Source organism: Ruegeria sp. S84 (assembly GCF_056583445.1).
The window spans coordinates 520,895-538,744 of the sequence record NZ_CM152618.1 but is presented as its reverse complement, the minus strand read 5'-3'; the positions used below and the strand labels follow the sequence as shown (position 1 = coordinate 538,744).

The following is a 17,850-nucleotide window of genomic DNA, read 5'->3' as shown; positions in this document are numbered from 1 at the left end:
GACATTTACAAGGCCCGAAACACCAGGTCGGCGAATCCGTGCCAGTGTCAGAGCGGCCAGATGAACGGAATAAAAAGTGACGCCAGCAGACCCACAGTCAGGTTCAGCGGCACACCAACTTTCAGAAAATCGGTGAATCTGTACCCACCCGGGCCATACACCATCATGTTGGTCTGATAGCCTATGGGCGTCGCGAAGGATGCCGATGCCGCCACCATCACCGCGACCACCAGCGGGCGCGGATCAATTCCTACAGCCTGAGCCAGAGAGATCGCAATCGGTGTGACCACCACTGCCACGGCGTTGTTCGAAACCAATTCAGTTAGCACCGAGGTCAACAGATATACGGCCCATATGATCAAGAAAGGCGGCAGCATGCCCAGTGCCGGTGCGACCGCTTCGACAATCAGTGTAACCGCGCCCGATTTATCGAGCGCAGCCCCAATTGCGAGCATGGAGAAGATCAGGGCCAGCAATCGGCCTTCGACAAATGAGAACGCCTCATCCGCGTCGATACATCGGGTCAGCAAAACCACAGCAACGGCGATGATCGACAACAGCAAAATCGGTGCCACGCCCAACCCCGCCAGGGCGACGATCCCGACCAGCGCACCGATGGCTATGGGCGCATGGCTGCGGCGAAACGCTCGTGCCGAAGGTTGCGTAACATCGACCATATCCATATCGGCGGCCAGCTTCTGGATATCCGCAGGCGAGCCCTCTAACAGCAGCGTATCCCCGACACGCACGGTCAAAGCATCCAACTGACGCCCGATATTCTGGTTCCTGCGATGAACCGCCAGGACGTAGACACCATATCGGCGACGTAACCGCATCGCACCAAGCGTTCGACCGACCATACGGCAGCCCGGCGTGATCAGAACCTCAACTGTCTTGGTCTCAACGGCTGAGACCTGATCCACGCGCTTGAGTTCCTTGTTGCTTTGAAGACTCAGCAATTCGGTCATCTCGGTGCGCAAAACTACCCTGTCGCCCACTTTCAGCGTCACCCCCTTGAGGTTCCGCCGCAGCGAGTCATCGCCTCGGATGACGTCGATCAGGCGCACACCGGGGCGCTTGAACAGCTGAACGCCGGTCACTTCGCGGTCGATCAGATTGCTGTCGGGTGGGATAACCGCCTCAGTAAAGAACTTCATCTTGGACCGGTCGCTGAGCATCTCGGCCATGCTGTCACGCTCGGGTAGCAGTCGTGGCGCAATGAAGCGCAGGTACACCATACCGTAGATCACCAGCGCTATGCCCAGCGGGGTAACCTCGAAGATTGAAAACGCCGTCATACCCTGTGCGCGGGCCACACCATCGACCAACAGGTTAGTCGAGGTGCCAATCAGCGTCAGCGTACCCCCAAGGATCGCCGCATAGCTGAGCGGGATCAACAATTTGGACGCCGAAACGTTCAGCGTGCGGGCGATCTGGATAAAGACCGGGATCATTACAACGACAACCGGTGTGTTCGACACCACCGCCGAAGCGACGACGACAAACGCCATCAATAACCCGATGGCAAACCGAGGGTTCACCTGCGCCTGCTTCTGCGCGAGCGAGGTGAAGGCATCAAGCGCTCCGGTGCGCACCAAGGCACCCATGATGATGAACATCGCGCCGATGGTCCACGGCGCGGGATTCGAAAGGACTGCAAGCGCACTTTGATAGGGCAGGATACCGGTTGCCAGCATCAGGGCCGCCCCGCCGATGGCGACAACTTCGGTCGGATAGACCTCGCGCAGAAACATGATGAACATGCCCGCTACGATCATCAGCGCCAGAATTGCGCTGCCCATCTCTGTCAGTTGAAGGAATTGCATTCTTGGTATTCTGTCCGAACCCTGATCTGGCACACGCGCCTAATAGGTAGTTTCACGTATTGCGTGCGGCGGGGCAAGTCTGACGTGCTTTTCAGGGTCTAGACTGCTGCAACCGCCCGCCAACACGAATCATCTGCACGGATTTTGCGCTTCCATCGCGGTCATCGGTTTCGACAAAAACTCCGCTCAAGGTCGCCTCACCGGTCGCAGGCGTAAACCGCGCCTTGGGCATCCCGGTTATGAACCGGCGCATCGGTTCCTGCTTGTCCATTCCGATGACCGAGTCATAGTCGCCGCACATCCCGGCATCGGTCAGATATCCTGTACCGCCCGGCAATACCTGCGCATCTGCCGTTGGAACGTGCGTATGCGTCCCAACCACAAGACTCGCGCGTTTGTCGCAATAATGGCCCATCGCCATCTTCTCGGACGTTGCCTCGCAATGCATGTCGACGATGATCGCCTGCGCCTGGCCGCCGCGTGGGTGCGATTTCAGGATCGGTTCAATGGCCGAAAAGGGATCGTCAAAGGGGCGTTTCATGAAGACCTGCCCTAACACCTGCACCACCAGAACCTTGCGACCGCCCGGCGCGGTGAACAGTCGATGCCCCCGCCCCGGTGCCCCTTTGGCATAATTCAACGGACGCACGATGCGAGGTTCTTTCTCAATAAACTGCAGCATGTCTTTCTGGTCGAAAGCATGATCGCCCAAGGTGATACAATCGGCCCCCGCGTCCAAAAGCAGCTTGGCGTGGTCCCCGCTCAGCCCCATTCCGTTCGAGGCGTTCTCGCCGTTGACAACGACAAAATCCAGCCGCCATTCGTCACGCAGGCGTGGCAGATGCTGCTGGATGGCGGCGCGACCCGAGCGCCCCATGACGTCACCAAGAAACAAAATCCTCATGATTGCGGTCCTAGGGGCTGGAAGTGGCAATAACAAGGCAGAAGCAAACAATCACTCAGCCTGAAGCCTGCCAATGTAAAGGAAATCGCGATCGCGCATAGCGAGGGATAACTTAGAAAGTTAGCACCCGGCTTTCAGTAATCACCATATCGAGTGGTTGATCGGTCGGCTCCAGCGGCAGATGTTCGGCTTCCTGCGCATCAAAGGCAAATCCTATGGCAAGCGTCGGGCGCTTGGCGCGCAACACTTCAAGCGTGCGATCATAGAAGCCGCCGCCATAGCCCAAGCGGCCACCCTTCGCATCAAACGCAACCAGTGGCACGATCAGGATTTCCGGGTCGAAATAGTCATCGATCTCGGGCACTTTCGCGCCGAAGGGTCCATCTTTCAGTATGCCCTCAGGCGTCCATCGAGAGAAGCGCAACGCCTGCCCTGCGGCCTGAATGACAGGCACGCCCACTGGACCATATGCAGAAGCCTCGGCCATTGCAGGCAGCGGGTCGATTTCGGTGCGGATCGGCATGTAGCCAGACATGGGAACACCGCGATGACCCGCCAGAACCTCGGACAAGCGCCCGGCCGCGCCCGGGATGCGCATATCAAACGCTACCTTGCGTCGCGCGAATGCCGCCTTGCGCGCTGCGGCCTTGATTTCGGTCAGATCGGTTGTCTCGTTCACAATAGCACCACGCTGGCAAGCCCCAGAAAGATGAAGAACCCCATGACATCCGTTGTCGTGGTCACAAAGGTTCCTGACGCCAGCGCCGGGTCAACACCCAGACGGTCCAGCACGACCGGTACTACCGTACCAGCAAAGCCCGCGATGATCATGTTCACGACCAGCGCAGATCCGATCACGACACCCAGCAGCGGGGAGTCGAACCACATCATCCCGACGGTTCCCAACACGATAGCGAAACACAGCCCGTTGAGCATTCCCACCAGCAGTTCTCGCCGGATCACGCGCCCTACGTTCGAGCCGGTCAGGTCGCGTGTTGCCAACGCCCGCACTGCAACGGTAAGTGATTGGGTCCCGGCATTGCCCCCCATCGAGGCGACGATCGGCATCAGGATCGCGAGCGCCACCAGTTGATCAATCGCGGCCTCAAACTGAGAAATCACCAGCGATCCGCAAATCGCCGTAACGAGATTGACACCAAGCCAAGGCAAGCGGCGCCTACTGGTTGCCGCTACACTATCGGACAGAGAGCTTTCGTCCGAGACGCCCGCAAGACGCAGCATATCCTCTTCGTATTCTTCGTCCAGGACCACCATCGCATCGTCGATGGTGATGACACCGACCAAACGACCGTCGCCATCCACGACGGGAGCCGAAATCAGGTGATACTGATTGAACGCATAGGCCACGTCCTCTTCATCCTGTTCGACGGGGATGGTGTAGAATTCATCTTCGGCAATGTCCTGCAGCGGCACCTCGCGCCGGGTTGCCATCAACTTGCCCAGCGTGACCTGAGCAACCGGTTTCAATCGCGGGTCAACAAGTATGACGTGATAAAACTGTTCCGGCAAATCGTCGTTGGCACGCATGAAATCGATGGCCTGCCCCACGGTCCAGTGATCGGGCGCCATGACCACCTCGCGCTGCATAAGGCGGCCAGCAGAGCTTTCTGGATAAGATAGGGCTTGCTCTGCCGCGACGCGTTCGGAGTCTTCAAGCGCGCCCAGGATGGTTTCTTGCTGCGGCTCTTCAAGGTCTTCCAGAAGGTCAACAACGTCATCACTTTCCATATCCCGAACGGCTTCGGCCAGAACGTCCGGTTTCAGGACATTGATCACTTCTTCCCGAACTGACTCGTCGAGCTCCGACAGGATATCGCCGTCGAACTCTTTGTCATACAGCCGGATCAGGCGCGCACGGTCGTAAGGATTGATCTGTTCCAGAAGGTCAGCGATATCGGCCGCGTGTAGCGGCTCCATCAGCTCAATCAGCTTGGCACGTTCTTCGACATCAACCGCATAAAGGATGGCCGCAACGGTTCGCGGGTCCAGCGCATAGGCGTCCTCATCGCGGGGCTGATCGGGTCTGGCTTCGTCGTTGCCTGTCGTCATGCGCTGCCCCTCTTTCTTGTCGATTGCCCCTAGATAGAAGAAGCAGCTACCGGAAAACAATGACAATGGTCCAATTTACCCGCATCTTTCGCGCCCCTATGCTGGTTGGCGGTCCAAAACAGGCGGAGAACAGAACAAATGGCGCAAAAGACGCTTCTGAAGGGACGTGTGCTTAGCTTCAACGGATCACCGTTCGAAGGTGAGCCCACCGATGCGACCAAAATTCACCACGCCGTCCTGATCGAAGATGGCCGCATCGCGGCACTGGGCCAGGCGTCCGACCTGTCTGACGCGCATCCCGAAGCCAACATTAAGGATTATGGCGATCACCTGATCATGGCGGGATTTGTGGATTCTCATGTCCACTATCCGCAGACGGCGATGATCGCGAGCTGGGGAAAGCGGCTGATCGATTGGCTGAACAGCTACACGTTCCCTGAAGAGATGGAGTTTGACGACCCCGCCTATGCCGCTGAAATTGCAAACAGATATCTAGACCTAACCGCAGCCCATGGCACCACAACCATGTGCAGCTTTTGCACCATTCATCCAGAGAGTGTTGATGCCTTCTTTACCGCCGCGCAGGCGCGTGGGCAGCGGGTTGTCGCGGGTAAAACCTGCATGGATCGCAATGCGCCTGAGGGGCTGCGAGATACTGCACAAACCGGATACGACCAGTCCAAAGCTCTGCTTGAAAAGTGGCATGGGGTTGATCGCATATCTTACGCCATCACTCCACGATTTTCGCCGACATCGACGCCAGAACAGCTGGAGGCGATGGGCGCGCTTTGGGCCGAGCATCCCGACTGCCTGATGCAAACCCATCTGAGCGAACAGACCGATGAGATCGAATGGGTCCGATCCCTGTTCCCCGACACGCGCGACTATCTGGATACGTACGAGCAGTTCGGATTGCTGGGCGGAAATGGCCTTTATGGGCACGCGATCCATCTGGAAGACCGAGAGCGGGATCGTCTGCGCGAGGTAGATGCAGCTCTGATCCACTGCCCCACATCAAACACGTTTATCGGCTCTGGCCTGTTTGACATGAATGGTCTGATTCACTCAGGGCACCGCGTGGGCTTGGCCACCGACACCGGAGGCGGCTCAAGTTTTTCAATGCTGCGCACAATGGCTGCGGCCTATGAGATTGGTCAATTGCGAGGCCATCCCTTGCACCCCTCGCAATTGCTTTGGCTTGGAACGGTGGGATCGGCTCGTACCCTGCGGATGGATGACCGTATTGGCAACATCGCCGTGGGCATGGAGGCCGATCTGGCGGTGCTGAACCTCGCATCGACTCCTGCTATCGCCCAGCGCGAAGCTCATGCTGATGATCTTTGGGAAGCGGTGTTCCCGACCATTATGATGGGTGATGACCGTGCCGTAACCGATACCTGGATCGCCGGACGAGCTGTTTCTGGTCGATAGGAATGGGCCTATGGCCCATGCTTCCGGCGGAGGTATTTTTAGCCAGATGAAGAGCGGATCCGCTATTCTGCCAGCGCGCGTGCCAGAAGATTCTGGGTTTCTATGACCCTTGGCAGGTCGATCGTGGCGATCTGACTGTTACGAACAATCTGGCGTCCCTCGACAAAGAGGTGTTTGACACGCGTCGGTCCGGCCAGAAGGAGCGCAGCGGGGTCCCAACTGCCTGCACTTTCAATTCCTTGCACGTCCCAAATGGCAATATCAGCTCGTTTACCGGGTATAAGCCGGCCGCAATCGGGCCGATTCAACACATCCGCCCCGCCTCGGGTGGCGATCTCAAGCGCCTCACGGGCCGACATGGCGTCAGCGCCGTTTGCGACTCGTTGCAGCAGCATAGACTGGCGCGCCTCGGCCATCAGATTGCCGCTGTCGTTGCTGGCTGATCCATCCACACCCAACCCGACTGGCACGCCTTGATCACGCATTTTTCGGACTGGCGCGATACCTGAACCAAGACGACAATTGGAACATGGACAGTGCGCAACGCCGGTTCGGCTACGTGCAAACAGGTCAATCTCGGCGCCATCCAGCTTGACACAATGAGCGTGCCAGACATCCGAACCGGTCCAGCCCAATTCTTCGGCGTATTGGCCGGGTCTACAGCCGAACTGATCTTGAGAATAGGCTATATCCTCATCGTTCTCCGCCAGATGGGTGTGCAGCATCACACCTTTGTCGCGCGCTAACAGCGCGGCATCGCGCATCAGGTCCCGACTAACCGAGAACGGCGAACATGGCGCCAAACCAACGCGACACATCGAACCCTCAGATGGGTCGTGATAGGCATCTACTACGCGGATCATATCCTCCAGAATAGCCTGCTCGGATTCGACCAAAGCATCAGGAGGCAGTCCACCATCACTTTCGCCAATGCTCATAGCCCCACGCGTGGGATGAAAACGCAGCCCCAGCTCTGACGCTGCATGGATCGTGTGTTCAAGCCGCGCGCCATTGGGATATAGGTAAAGGTGGTCAGAGCTAAGCGAGCAGCCGGACAGTGCCATCTCGGCCAATCCGATCTGGGCAGATATAAACATCTCGTCAGGACCAAAGCGGGACCAGATGGGATAGAGCGTTCGCAACCAACCAAACAGCAAAGCGTCCTGCCCGCCGGGAACTGCGCGGGTGAGCGTTTGGTAGAGATGGTGATGGGTGTTCACCAGACCGGGGGTCACAACACACCCAGTGGCATCATGTATTTCGCCATCGCTCGTAAGGCGCTGGCCAATCTGGGCAATCTTACCATCCCGAACCAGCAGATCAGCGCCTGCAAGCTCTTGCCGATCATCATCCATCGTCAGGATCATATCGGCGTTACGGATCAGAAATTCTGTCATTTTCGCACTCCCGCATACTGCCCGTCTCATGCATGGAGTGATGGGCTGGTGGAAAACGGGCGTAAGAACCAGCCGTGATCAGTTTAAAGTCGCAAAGAAGGGTCGGCAACCCGTTTAGTATTGCTTCAGAATTTCTAGCGCTGCCGCATGAATCTCAGTATTGGCTGCAGCGAGCGCACGCCCACCATTATGAGCCGGATTGCCCTGCCAATCCGTCACAATACCACCCGCGGCCTCGATCACCGCGATTGGGGCCTGGATATCGTAGGAATTCAATCCGGCCTCGACCACTAGATCGGTTTGACCTGCAGCGAGCAACGCGTAGGCATAACAATCCATCCCATAGCGTGTCAGCTTCGTTTTCTGAGAAACCGCCTTGAAGGCGGCGGCCTCGACCGCGCTGCCAACCTCCGGGAAGGTGGTGAAGATGATCGCCTGGTCCAGAGATCGAGTGTCACGCGTCCCAAGTTCGGTGCGTCCCAAAGGGCCTTTGACAAAGGCGTGCTCTTTATCTCCGATAAAACGTTCGCCGATATAGGGCTGATCGATCACACCAAGCTTCGGTCCAGTCTCATCGCTCAGGGCGATTAAGACACCCCATGTGGGCGTACCACTTATGAAACCGCGCGTGCCATCAATTGGGTCCAGCACCCAAACTCGTCCGCTTGTTCCCTCGGAATGACCGAACTCTTCCCCCAGGATACCGTCCTCAGGCCGGTGATCAGCCAGCACCCTACGCATTGCTTTTTCTGCTTCGCGATCAGCGGCTGTCACCGGATCAAAACCGGCATCGAGTTTGTTGTCTGTCTTCAGGTTAGATTGGCGGAAAAACGGAAGAATGGCCGCCCGCGCAGCGTCGGCCATTTCTTCGGCAATCTCTAGATCGCTTCGTAGGGTGTTTTGCATTGCTTACCCGTGCGCCCCACACCCCGCGAAGTCAAGCGCTTGTATCAGGCGACGTCGCTCAGCACGCGTGCCAGTTCAAACAGGCGGCGACGCTGGTTTTCCGGGATCGCATAATACGAGCGAACAAGATCAAGCGCTTCTTTATCACCCATCAAATCCGCAGGAACCGATTTCTTGTCTGCATCCGACTTCTGAGCCTCTTCAAGACCCTCGAAGAAAAAGCTGACTGGAACATCCAAAGCTTCGGCAATGTCCCACAAACGCGATGCGCTTATCCGGTTGGCCCCTGTTTCGTATTTTTGGATTTGTTGAAACTTGATACCAACTTGCTGCGCCAACTGCTGCTGAGTCATGCCAATCAGCCAGCGGCGATGCCGGACGCGTTTGCCCACATGGACATCGACGTGATGGGTCATTGGTAGTCTCCTTTACACAAACACCTGTCCGGGAAACCGCGACAGCAGCCATCGCCGCTTAGTTAGCGGGTCGCTGCTTAAGAACTCCCTAATTCGGATCGTGCCCCCCGAACAGCACCATAGTACAATATTGCCGCAATCCGCTATTTTTTCAAGCTGGTTGAATCAGAGAATTCGAACAGTGGTTTGTGGTTGTACGGCCAACATAGAGATTGATAGTTTCTAAATGGGAAACAGTTGATCCACCCTATTCAGTTTAACGCTGTGAAGATTGCGAATGGAATTGACAAACGGTCAAGCCAAACGGCCTATGGCGACAAAAGAGCGGAGACCAATGATGCAGGCATTTCGTATCGAGACCAAAGGGGCACCCGCTCAGCTATGCGAAACACGCGAAGCACCGCTGCAAGAGAACCAAGTTCGTATCGCAATCCGCGCCTGCGGCCTGAACTTTGCAGACCTTCTGATGCAGAAAGGAACGTATCAAGACACCCCCGAAGCACCGTTTACGCTGGGCATGGAGATTGCAGGGATTGTCACCGAAATTGGAAACAATGCTACGCATTTGAAGTTGGGCGATCGTGTTGCAGTCTATTCAGGTCAAGGCGGCCTGGCCGAATCAGGCGTTTTTGATGCGGACCGGGCAATTCCCCTTCCAGATTCCATGAGTTTCGAAGACGCGGCCGCAATCCAAATTGCCTATGGCACCAGCCATATTGCTCTTGCGCACCGGGCGAGACTGCAACCGGGCGAGACCCTACTGGTCACCGGTGCTGCCGGTGGCGTGGGATTGACCGCAGTTGAAATCGGAAAACTGATGGGTGCGACAGTCATCGCCCAAGCCCGCGGGCAGGACAAATTGGCCGTGGCACAAAAAGCTGGTGCAGACCATTTGCTTGACGCAAGCGAAGACCTGCGCGACCGCGTTCTCGCTCTGGGTGGTGCTGACGTGGTCTACGATGCGATTGGTGGAGATGTCTTCAAGGCCGCCTTCCGCGCGACCAACCCGGAAGGCCGCTTGTTACCGATCGGATTTGCGGCAGGTGAGGTGCCCCAGATCCCGGCCAACCATCTATTGGTCAAGAACCTGACCGTGATCGGCGTATATATCGGCGGCTATCTGAATTTCAGACCCGAGATCGTGCGCGACAGCTTCAGCACCTTGTTCCGCTGGCATTCTGAGGGCCGGATAAAGCCTCATATCAGCCACGTCCTGCCCTTGCAGGATACAGCAAAAGGTTTGGAACTGCTGCGCGATCGCAAATCCACTGGCAAGGTGGTGATCCGCATCAACTCGCCACTTTAAGCGGCTGCGCCGTTGGATGATTGAAATTTTGGCGCAGTAGGTTCGCAAGCTCTGATACGTATTCCTCACGTACCCGCTCGGCACCATAGAGGTTGATGAACTGCACAGGCAGATCCGGCAGAACCCCGGCATGGTCAATCAGTTCCTGATGGCTGGGCTGGGTGCCTTCCAGCAAAACTCCCACAGCCAGATCAGCGCTGACGGTGGCTTCAACGGTGCGGTCGGAATCGCTGTCGATGCTCATATCCCATTCGATTCCCGCATCATCCAGCGCCGCTGTCGCGACTGGGCGAAAAATGCAATTCCGGCAAAACCCCAGCCGCAAAGGCTTTTGGCGCCAGGCAGATCCGTTCAGCGCGCCAACCCAACGCAAAGGCATATGGTGCAGGGTTTCGGCACCTTCGCCCGCACCCGATTCCGTAGTCACAATCAGATCGAAGCTTCCGCGTGCGAACTCTTCTTTCAAGTGCCGCGTGTTGGAAGTGACCAAGTTTACGCTGACCCGAGGAAAGCTGGCATTGAAACGCTTCAACACGCGCGGGATGAACGGATGAACGACGTCATGCGGTACGCCTAGCACGACCTCGCCCTCAAACGCCTGATCCGTCAGCCGCCCGATTACCTCATCATTCAACGCAATTATCCGCCGCGCATAAGCCAGCAACTGCTCTCCGGACGCCGTTAGCGCGATGGTTCGACCGGATCGATCCAGTAATTCCAGGCCCAAAAGCTCTTCCAGCCGTTTTAGCTGCATAGAGACCGCAGATTGCGTGAGGTGAAGAAATCCAGCGGCACGCGTCACGCCACCATGATCAGCAACAGCTACGAAAGACCGCAATGTAGTGATGTCCAGATTTCGCATGTTCAAGATTCCTTATGAGACTCGTCATAAACATTCATTTCCAAAATATGTCAGACTGCTCCATATAGATCAAGGAAATTGATTGAAACGCCACGTTTCATCAGACAATCAGGAAAGGGCAATACTCATGACCCATATAGCCATCTCAACCCCTCGTCGCATCAAGCGTAAGGCAATTGGCGACCGGATACTTGACCTGCTTAGCCTCGCTCGTCAGCGTCGCGAACTCGCCCAGCTTGATGATGATGCACTGAATGACATCGGCGTTTCACGCAAAGACGCGCGTAACGAAGCAGAGCGCCCGTTCTGGGACGCGCCCGACAGCTGGCACAAACATCTGTATTAATTCGAAAATACCGGCGGCTTGAGGGATTTGGCGACCAAGCCGCCGGTTTTTTGGCGACAGTTGCAAAAATTGCCGACAGTTTTGCTGAGTTTCAGGCTTAAAACCCTTGAAACGAGGGCCACACTCTCCGATATTTACCGGGAAACCGGCTCGCATCCGTGGGCTGCGAACAGAATATTGAAGGGAGACCCCTATATGGCACAATTCGACACGATCCGGACGGCGTCCGGCGCGCGCGCTGCCGAGATAGACGAGGGCCTGCGCGCCCATATGAACAAAGTATACGGCACGATGTCCGTAGGCATGCTGATCACATTTGCCGTGGCATGGGCCGTGGGCTCGAGCCCGCAACTGCTGTCGATCTTCCGTGATCCGGTCACGCTGAGCCCCAATATCCTGGGCTGGATCGTGATGTTTGCACCTTTGGCGATGGTGTTTGGCTTTGGCGCCGCCATCAACCGCCTCTCGGCGTCCGGCGCACAGCTGCTCTTTTATGCATTTGCAGCCGTGATGGGCCTGTCGCTGAGCTGGATTTTCGTAGCATTCACCGGCATCTCGATCGCGCAGGTATTCCTGGTGACTTCGATCGCGTTTGCAGGTCTTTCGCTGTACGGTTATGTGACCAAGAAAGACCTGTCCGGCATGGGCACCTTCCTGATGATGGGTGTGATTGGCCTGATCGTCGCGATGGTTATCAACATCTTCCTGCAGTCGCCTGCGATCATGTTCGCAGTGTCGATCCTGGGTGTGCTGATCTTTGCCGGCCTGACCGCCTATGACACGCAGAAGATCAAAACCACCTATCTGCAGATGGCTCATGCTGGCGATCAGGAATGGCTTGGCAAAGCGGCGATCATGGGTGCATTGAACCTGTATCTGGACTTCATCAACATGTTCATGTTCCTGCTGCAACTACTGGGTAACAGAGAATAAAACTGCTTCCAACAGAATACAGAAAGCCCCGCTTGGCACTCCGCTAAGCGGGGCTTTTTTTATGTTGCTCTTCAAAAGCCCATACCAAGCCTTGGTGAAATCGCATGATGTTCCGACCAGTTTATTTTGCCTCCACAAATTTTACACGCCCTCATAGCCGGATAGTCGCCCGTATTTACGCATAGTCCTCATGCTCAATTCACCGATTCCCATCAAAGCTCCGCGAACAATGATCAGCCTGCAGTTACTGTAGCAGTCGGCAGTCAACCATGTTGGCGCAACCCTAATTTTGCACCACTCTGAAAGCCGCGTTTGCAAGTTTGCATATGCGTTCATCAGCGCCTTTCGCCATTGGAACGTTCGTGTACTTGGTCGATCCAATCAAAGAATTTCATAATTTTGATTGCCGAAACCGGTTTCGGAGAAAACAAATAGAAGAATGATGACGAATCCAAGTCTCCAGCAACCGCAGTCTCGCCCCCGGAGTCATTCTGGCCCCGGCAGGGTAAAACTGGATCAATTGGCCGATCATCTTGGGCTTTCTAAGAGCACGGTGTCCCGCGCCCTGAATGGATATACCGACATCTCGGAATCCACGAGAAAGCGCGTTGAAACCACGGCGCGAAAGATGGGCTATCGCCCACTCAGCCATGCGCAGGCGATACGAACCGGGCGGGTGCGCGCCATCGCCATGGTCATCAACAGCGAAGAACCAGACCGGCATAATCCATTTCTTCAGGATTTTCTGGCCGGAGCATGCGAAGCGGCGAGCGCATCCGACTGGACGATGACGATTTCTACGGCGAAGTCCGAAAGAGATATGCTTGATGTATTGGGGCGGCTTGTCGAAGAGCGCAAAGCCGATGGATTCATTCTGCCCCGGACCGAGGTCGACGATGCGAGGGTGAAATACCTGCAAGAGTTGAAGGTTCCCTTCATCATGTATGGCCGCACGGGGTATGGGCAGGCGGACTGGCAGGATGAGACATCCTGGTTCGACATTTCGGGTGAATCTGCAACCCGTGATGCGGTCGGTCGGCTCGTCGATTTTGGCCATACGCGTATCGGCTATGTCGGTAGCGATCCGAAATTCAACTACAGCCATCTGCGCCGTGACGGATATCTCGAAGGTCTCAAGATCGCGGGCTTGCCTGCCGATCCTGAGTTGATCCGGGAAGGTGCTCGTACGCGCGACGAGGGCGCGGTTGAGGCACGCGCGCTTTTGACGCTGAATCACCCACCTACTGCAATAGTGTTTGCAACAGATCTTGCTGCGCTGGGGTGTTACTCGGTCTGTGCAGAACTGGGCCTCGAGGTCGGGCACGATGTATCGATTTTGGGATATGACGGCATCCCTGAATGCCAATATGTCAGCCCTGGTCTTACCACGTTCAGCGTCGATTCTAAGCGGGCAGGAGAACGCCTTGCGACGATGCTGATCAGTCAGACTCGCGGTGAAGCGCCCGCAGATCTGCGTGAGATTGGTGAGGCCGTTCTGATCGAACGCAGTTCCGACGGGCCACCAAGCGTTACAGCCGAGGAACTGGCCCGAAAAATTCAACTTTCAAAAGATCATAACCGGGGAGGAAACCGACTATGAAACTTGCACCTTTAGCATCGCGAATGATGCTTGGAACATCGCTTGCGCTAGTATTGGCGGCGACGTCAGCTCAGGCGGATACGATCCGCTTCTGGACCACCGAAGAACAGCCCGAGCGGCTGGCCAAGCAACAGGAAATGGCTGACCAGTTCAAGGCTGAAACCGGCACCACGGTCGAGGTTATCCCGGTCACCGAAAGTGATCTGGGTACACGCGCCACAGCAGCATTTGCCGCCGGTGACCTGCCAGATGTGGTCTATCATCCGCTGCAATATGCCCTGCCATGGGCTGAAGCGGGCATTCTGGACACCGAAGCCGCCACCGAAGTGATCGAAGAACTGGGCGCCGACACCTTCGCCCCCGGCGCGCTTGGTATGGCGGCGTTCAATGACGAAACCGCATCGGTGCCGGTCGATGGATGGACCCAAATGGTTGTCTACCGCAAAGACCTGTTTGATGAAGCGGGCCTTGAGGCCCCGAACTCATTCGCCAACGTCGTCGCTGCGCTGGAGCAGTTGCACAACCCGCCCGAGATGTACGGTTTCGTTGCTGCAACCAAAGTTGATGAAAACTTCATGAGTCAGGTTTTGGAGCATGTGTTCCTCGCCAATGGCGTGACCCCTGTTGGCGCGGACGGCTTCCAACCGCTGGATGAAGCCAAGACCATTGAGGTATTGGATTTCTACAAGGCGATCTCGAAAGCCTCGCCCCCGGGTGAGCTATTCTGGAAACAATCGCGCGAGCTGTATTTTGATGGCAAAGCAGCGATGATCATCTGGTCGCCCTTCATCCTTGACGAACTGGCCGGTCTGCGCGACAGCGCCCCGCCGACGATCAACGATGATCCGACCTCGCGCGATCTGGCCTCGAAGACCGGTATCGTCACTAACTTCTCGGGCCCATCGAACCCGGATGGCGCGGCTTGGGGTGACGTTCGTTACTTTGGCATCACCAACGACGCTGACACCGACGCGGCAATGGAGTTCGTGAAATTCGCCATGGACGACGGCTATACTCAAACACTGGCCATCGCACCCGAGGGCAAGTTCCCGGTCCGTCGCGGTAATGCTGACAACCCGACCGCGTTCTCGGAAGCATGGGCAGAGCTGCCTGTTGGCGTGGACCGCAAAGCCCCGTTGGGCGAGCTGTATGATCAGGCGATGATCGATGAGATCGTCGGCGGTCTGGACGTGGCGCAGCGCTGGGGCGTTGCTGAAGGCCAGCTGGCTTTGGCGTCCAAAATGATCAACAGCCAGGCAATTAACCGGGTCGTGCGCCAATATATCGACGATGAAATCGATGCCGCCGCTGCAGTGGCCGCAATGAACGACGAGCTCGCGAAGGTTCAGTAACCTTGTGACACATGCAGCGGCGATTGCGCCGCTGCACCCAACCCTTCGAGGTATCCCATGTCTTCGGCCACCCCACCGACCGGAACCGGGGCGCTAGCCAAACGCGAGGCGCGTCTGGCCTGGACGCTGCTGGCTCCGACAGTGATCAGTGTATCGCTTGTGGTGATCCTGCCCTTGCTGGCGATCTTTTGGATCAGCTTCAAGCCCTTCACCCTGTCTGACCTTCGTCCGCCTGCACCTGTGGTGCGTGAAAGCTTGCGCGGATCTGGCGAGGATCTGCGGATTGAATACCGCGTCCGCAACTCAAGTCAGGACATCGCCGTTGTCGGCGTCACCCTGACAGATGTTCTACCGGACGGCGTGACGGCGCGCGAAGTTGCAAGTCCCTGTGTTCTGGACGGGCAAGACCTGTTCTGCGATTTCGGCACACTGGAAGGCGGTCAACGCGAACGCATCCGTATTCCGGTCACCTTGGACGGAGATCCGGACGCTTTCGAAGAGCTGCTCGAAGGATCAGAGCCCGGCGTGACCGGGAGCGGACCCAGCGTCCTGACCAACCTTGAATTCAGTCTGGAAAACTACGCCCGTGTCTTTGATGGAGACGAGTTCTGGGGCGTGCTGTGGGTTACGTTGTTCTACACCGTGGTCGGCACCATTGGAGCTTTGGTGATGGGCCTGTTTGCAGCCTTGTTGCTGAACAAAAGCTTCAAAGGACAAGGATTCATACGCGGCCTCTATCTGTTCCCCTATGTGGCGCCGGTCATCGCTGTGGCCTTCACATGGGTCACCTTGTTCGACCCGTTCTCGGGTTCTGCCAACGCATTGTTGGTGCAGATGGGACTAAGCAGTGAACCGATCAACTTCTTCGGGGAACGCCCTTTGGCGCTTATCATGGTGACAGTGTTCGAGATCTGGCGCTATTTCCCGCTGTCGTTCCTGTTCATTCTGGCGCGGATGCAATCAATCGACTCCAGCATGTATGAAGCAGCAGATATGGATGGAGCCTCACCATTCCAGAAATTCTGGCTACTGAGCATCCCGCAACTGCTGGGCATCCTGTCGGTACTGTTCCTGCTGCGTTTCATTTGGACGTTCAACAAGTTCGACGACATCTTCCTGCTGACCGGCGGCAATGCCGGCACCCGTACTCTGACCGTAAATGTCTATGAACAGGCCTTTGCGGTTTCGAACATCGGCGCTGGCGCAGCGGTGGCCGTTGTGATCCTGATGTGCCTGATCGCCTTCAGCTTCGTCTTCTTCCGCTTCATCAGTCGTGAGGAGGGTTTGTGATGCGCAAAGGGTATATAACCGCCCCGATTCTAGGCGCGCTCTGGCTGGTGGTGATCGCCACTACTGTCGCCATCACCATGTCATTCTCGACCGGGGCTGCGTTCCGGCCACAGGTCTTGCTCTGCTTGATGTGGGGGGCTGTTGCCGGTCTGGTGTATGTCCGCTTCCCGGCGCAACGCGCACCGGCCCGACTGGGTGTTTCCGCCTTGTTAGGCCTGTCTTGCCTGACCGGAGTCGGGCCTGTCCTGATCGGCTCTGACACATCCATGCAGGCAATACTGGTCACCGTGGTAGCGATGGCAGTCGTGATGCACCTATCCGTTGCTGCAATCCTGAAAGAGACACCGTTCGGCGAGCTCACCAGACACGAGTACGAAGAGGCCGTGATCCGGTTCTGCACGGGCTTTGGCTATATCTTCTTCACGGCGATCGTGATCATTCCGTTCTATGTGATGGTGATGACCAGCCTGAAGTCGCAACAGGCCCTGTTGCAGAACCCGCTGGATTTCTCGGTAGATCTGTCACAAGGCACCGCGCTGTTTCGCAGCTATACCGAGCTGTTTCGCGATTTCAACTTCGGCACCTATCTTTGGACCTCGCTCTACGTCTCGGTCCTGACGGTCTTTATCACCCTGCTGTTCAGCGTTCCCGGAGCCTATGCGGTGGCGCGGTTCCGTTTCTCAGGGCAAAAGGCATTCTCGCGCTCGATTCTGCTGATCTACATGGTGCCGATGATCGTTCTGGCGCTGCCGATCTATATCGCGTTCTCGCTGACTGGCTTGCGCAACTCGATACTTGGCATCGTGATGATCTACCCGGTCACGACGATCCCTGTCGCGCTGTACATGCTGCAAGGTTATTTCCGTGGTTTGCCGACTGAAGTGGAAGAAGCCGGTCTCATGGATGGGCTGTCGCGGCTGGCAGTGATTTGGAAGATTACGCTGCCGCTTAGCCTGCCTGCGCTGGCGTCGGTCTCGCTCTACGTCTTCATGATCGCTTGGAACGAGTTCCTGCTGGCCTTCATGCTGCTGGACGACCCTTCGAAATTTACCCTGACCCGAGGCGTCACGATGCTGAACTCCTCGGAAATTCCCCGACAACACCTGATGGCGGGTGCGGTGATCGCCACTGTTCCGATTATGGCGCTGTTTTTGGGACTTGAACGTTTCATGACCAAAGGCCTGACAGCCGGGTCTGTCAAAGGATGACTG

Annotated in this window: 16 protein-coding genes; 8 read left to right on the top strand and 8 right to left on the bottom strand. The window is 56.7% G+C overall.

From position 1 onward, the window contains the following. Nucleotides 1–47 precede the first annotated feature (47 nt). From AC1DFB_RS02780 to mgtE, 4 genes are all read right to left on the bottom strand, one after another. Nucleotides 48–1,826, bottom strand: coding sequence for an SLC13 family permease (locus AC1DFB_RS02780; protein ID WP_480922085.1), 1,779 nt, complete (start codon nt 1,824–1,826; stop codon nt 48–50). Between the two features lie 91 nt (nt 1,827–1,917). Beyond that, on the bottom strand, nt 1,918–2,730 hold the full coding sequence (locus AC1DFB_RS02775; protein WP_480761209.1) for a TIGR00282 family metallophosphoesterase: 813 nt from the start codon (nt 2,728–2,730) through the stop codon (nt 1,918–1,920). A 112-nt stretch (nt 2,731–2,842) separates the two neighbouring features. Then, entirely contained in the window at nt 2,843–3,409 is a 567-nt protein-coding gene (locus AC1DFB_RS02770; protein WP_480922084.1) for a 5-formyltetrahydrofolate cyclo-ligase, read from the bottom strand. Beyond that, nucleotides 3,406–4,800, bottom strand: coding sequence for a magnesium transporter (mgtE, locus tag AC1DFB_RS02765; protein WP_480922083.1), 1,395 nt, complete (start codon nt 4,798–4,800; stop codon nt 3,406–3,408). The genes AC1DFB_RS02770 and mgtE overlap by 4 nt, the downstream gene beginning before the upstream one ends. Before the next feature lie 138 nt (nt 4,801–4,938). Here mgtE and guaD point away from each other — a divergent pair, with 138 nt between their 5' ends. Beyond that, a complete protein-coding gene (gene guaD / locus AC1DFB_RS02760; protein ID WP_480922082.1) occupies nt 4,939–6,231 on the top strand; it encodes a guanine deaminase in 1,293 nt (430 codons plus the stop codon). 62 nt (nt 6,232–6,293) lie between these two features. On the opposite strand, the gene AC1DFB_RS02755 is transcribed toward guaD, so the two are convergent. The 3 genes from AC1DFB_RS02755 to AC1DFB_RS02745 form a co-directional block, all read right to left on the bottom strand. Further along, nucleotides 6,294–7,628, bottom strand: a complete 1,335-nt coding sequence (locus AC1DFB_RS02755) for an 8-oxoguanine deaminase (protein ID WP_480922081.1) — start codon at nt 7,626–7,628, stop codon at nt 6,294–6,296. Nucleotides 7,629–7,742: 114 nt separating this feature from the next. Beyond that, nucleotides 7,743–8,534, bottom strand: a complete 792-nt coding sequence (gene hisN / locus AC1DFB_RS02750; RefSeq protein WP_170401576.1) for a histidinol-phosphatase — start codon at nt 8,532–8,534, stop codon at nt 7,743–7,745. 44 nt (nt 8,535–8,578) lie between these two features. Continuing rightward, nucleotides 8,579–8,950 carry a helix-turn-helix domain-containing protein gene (locus AC1DFB_RS02745; RefSeq protein WP_170343628.1) on the bottom strand — a complete coding sequence of 124 codons (372 nt, stop codon included), beginning with the start codon at nt 8,948–8,950 and terminating at the stop codon, nt 8,579–8,581. A 337-nt stretch (nt 8,951–9,287) separates the two neighbouring features. On the opposite strand from AC1DFB_RS02745, the gene AC1DFB_RS02740 reads away from it, so the two are divergent. After that, on the top strand, nt 9,288–10,256 hold the full coding sequence (locus AC1DFB_RS02740) for an NADPH:quinone oxidoreductase family protein (RefSeq protein WP_480922080.1): 969 nt from the start codon (nt 9,288–9,290) through the stop codon (nt 10,254–10,256). Here the strand turns inward: AC1DFB_RS02740 and AC1DFB_RS02735 are convergent. Then, nucleotides 10,240–11,118 (bottom strand): LysR family transcriptional regulator, encoded by an 879-nt coding sequence (locus AC1DFB_RS02735; protein WP_170401582.1) that lies wholly within the window; start codon nt 11,116–11,118, stop codon nt 10,240–10,242. The genes AC1DFB_RS02740 and AC1DFB_RS02735 overlap by 17 nt on opposite strands. Nucleotides 11,119–11,245: 127 nt before the next feature. Here AC1DFB_RS02735 and AC1DFB_RS02730 point away from each other — a divergent pair, with 127 nt between their 5' ends. From AC1DFB_RS02730 to AC1DFB_RS02705, 6 genes are all read left to right on the top strand, one after another. After that, nucleotides 11,246–11,464, top strand: a complete 219-nt coding sequence (locus AC1DFB_RS02730) for a YjiS-like domain-containing protein (RefSeq protein ID WP_170401585.1) — start codon at nt 11,246–11,248, stop codon at nt 11,462–11,464. A 195-nt stretch (nt 11,465–11,659) separates the two neighbouring features. Next, on the top strand, nt 11,660–12,397 hold the full coding sequence (locus tag AC1DFB_RS02725) for a Bax inhibitor-1/YccA family protein (protein WP_480922079.1): 738 nt from the start codon (nt 11,660–11,662) through the stop codon (nt 12,395–12,397). 553 nt (nt 12,398–12,950) lie between these two features. After that, complete coding sequence (locus tag AC1DFB_RS02720) at nt 12,951–13,997, top strand: substrate-binding domain-containing protein (protein WP_480922078.1); 1,047 nt, start codon at nt 12,951–12,953, stop codon at nt 13,995–13,997. Then, nucleotides 13,994–15,349, top strand: a complete 1,356-nt coding sequence (locus AC1DFB_RS02715) for an extracellular solute-binding protein (protein WP_170392204.1) — start codon at nt 13,994–13,996, stop codon at nt 15,347–15,349. Before AC1DFB_RS02720 ends, AC1DFB_RS02715 begins: the two co-directional genes overlap by 4 nt. A 57-nt stretch (nt 15,350–15,406) precedes the next feature. Beyond that, nucleotides 15,407–16,639: a carbohydrate ABC transporter permease gene (locus AC1DFB_RS02710; protein WP_480562398.1), complete on the top strand. Its 1,233-nt coding sequence runs from the start codon at nt 15,407–15,409 to the stop codon at nt 16,637–16,639. Further along, nucleotides 16,639–17,847 carry a carbohydrate ABC transporter permease gene (locus AC1DFB_RS02705; RefSeq protein WP_480922077.1) on the top strand — a complete coding sequence of 403 codons (1,209 nt, stop codon included), beginning with the start codon at nt 16,639–16,641 and terminating at the stop codon, nt 17,845–17,847. The genes AC1DFB_RS02710 and AC1DFB_RS02705 overlap by 1 nt, the downstream gene beginning before the upstream one ends. The last annotated feature ends 3 nt before the right edge of the window (nt 17,848–17,850 follow it).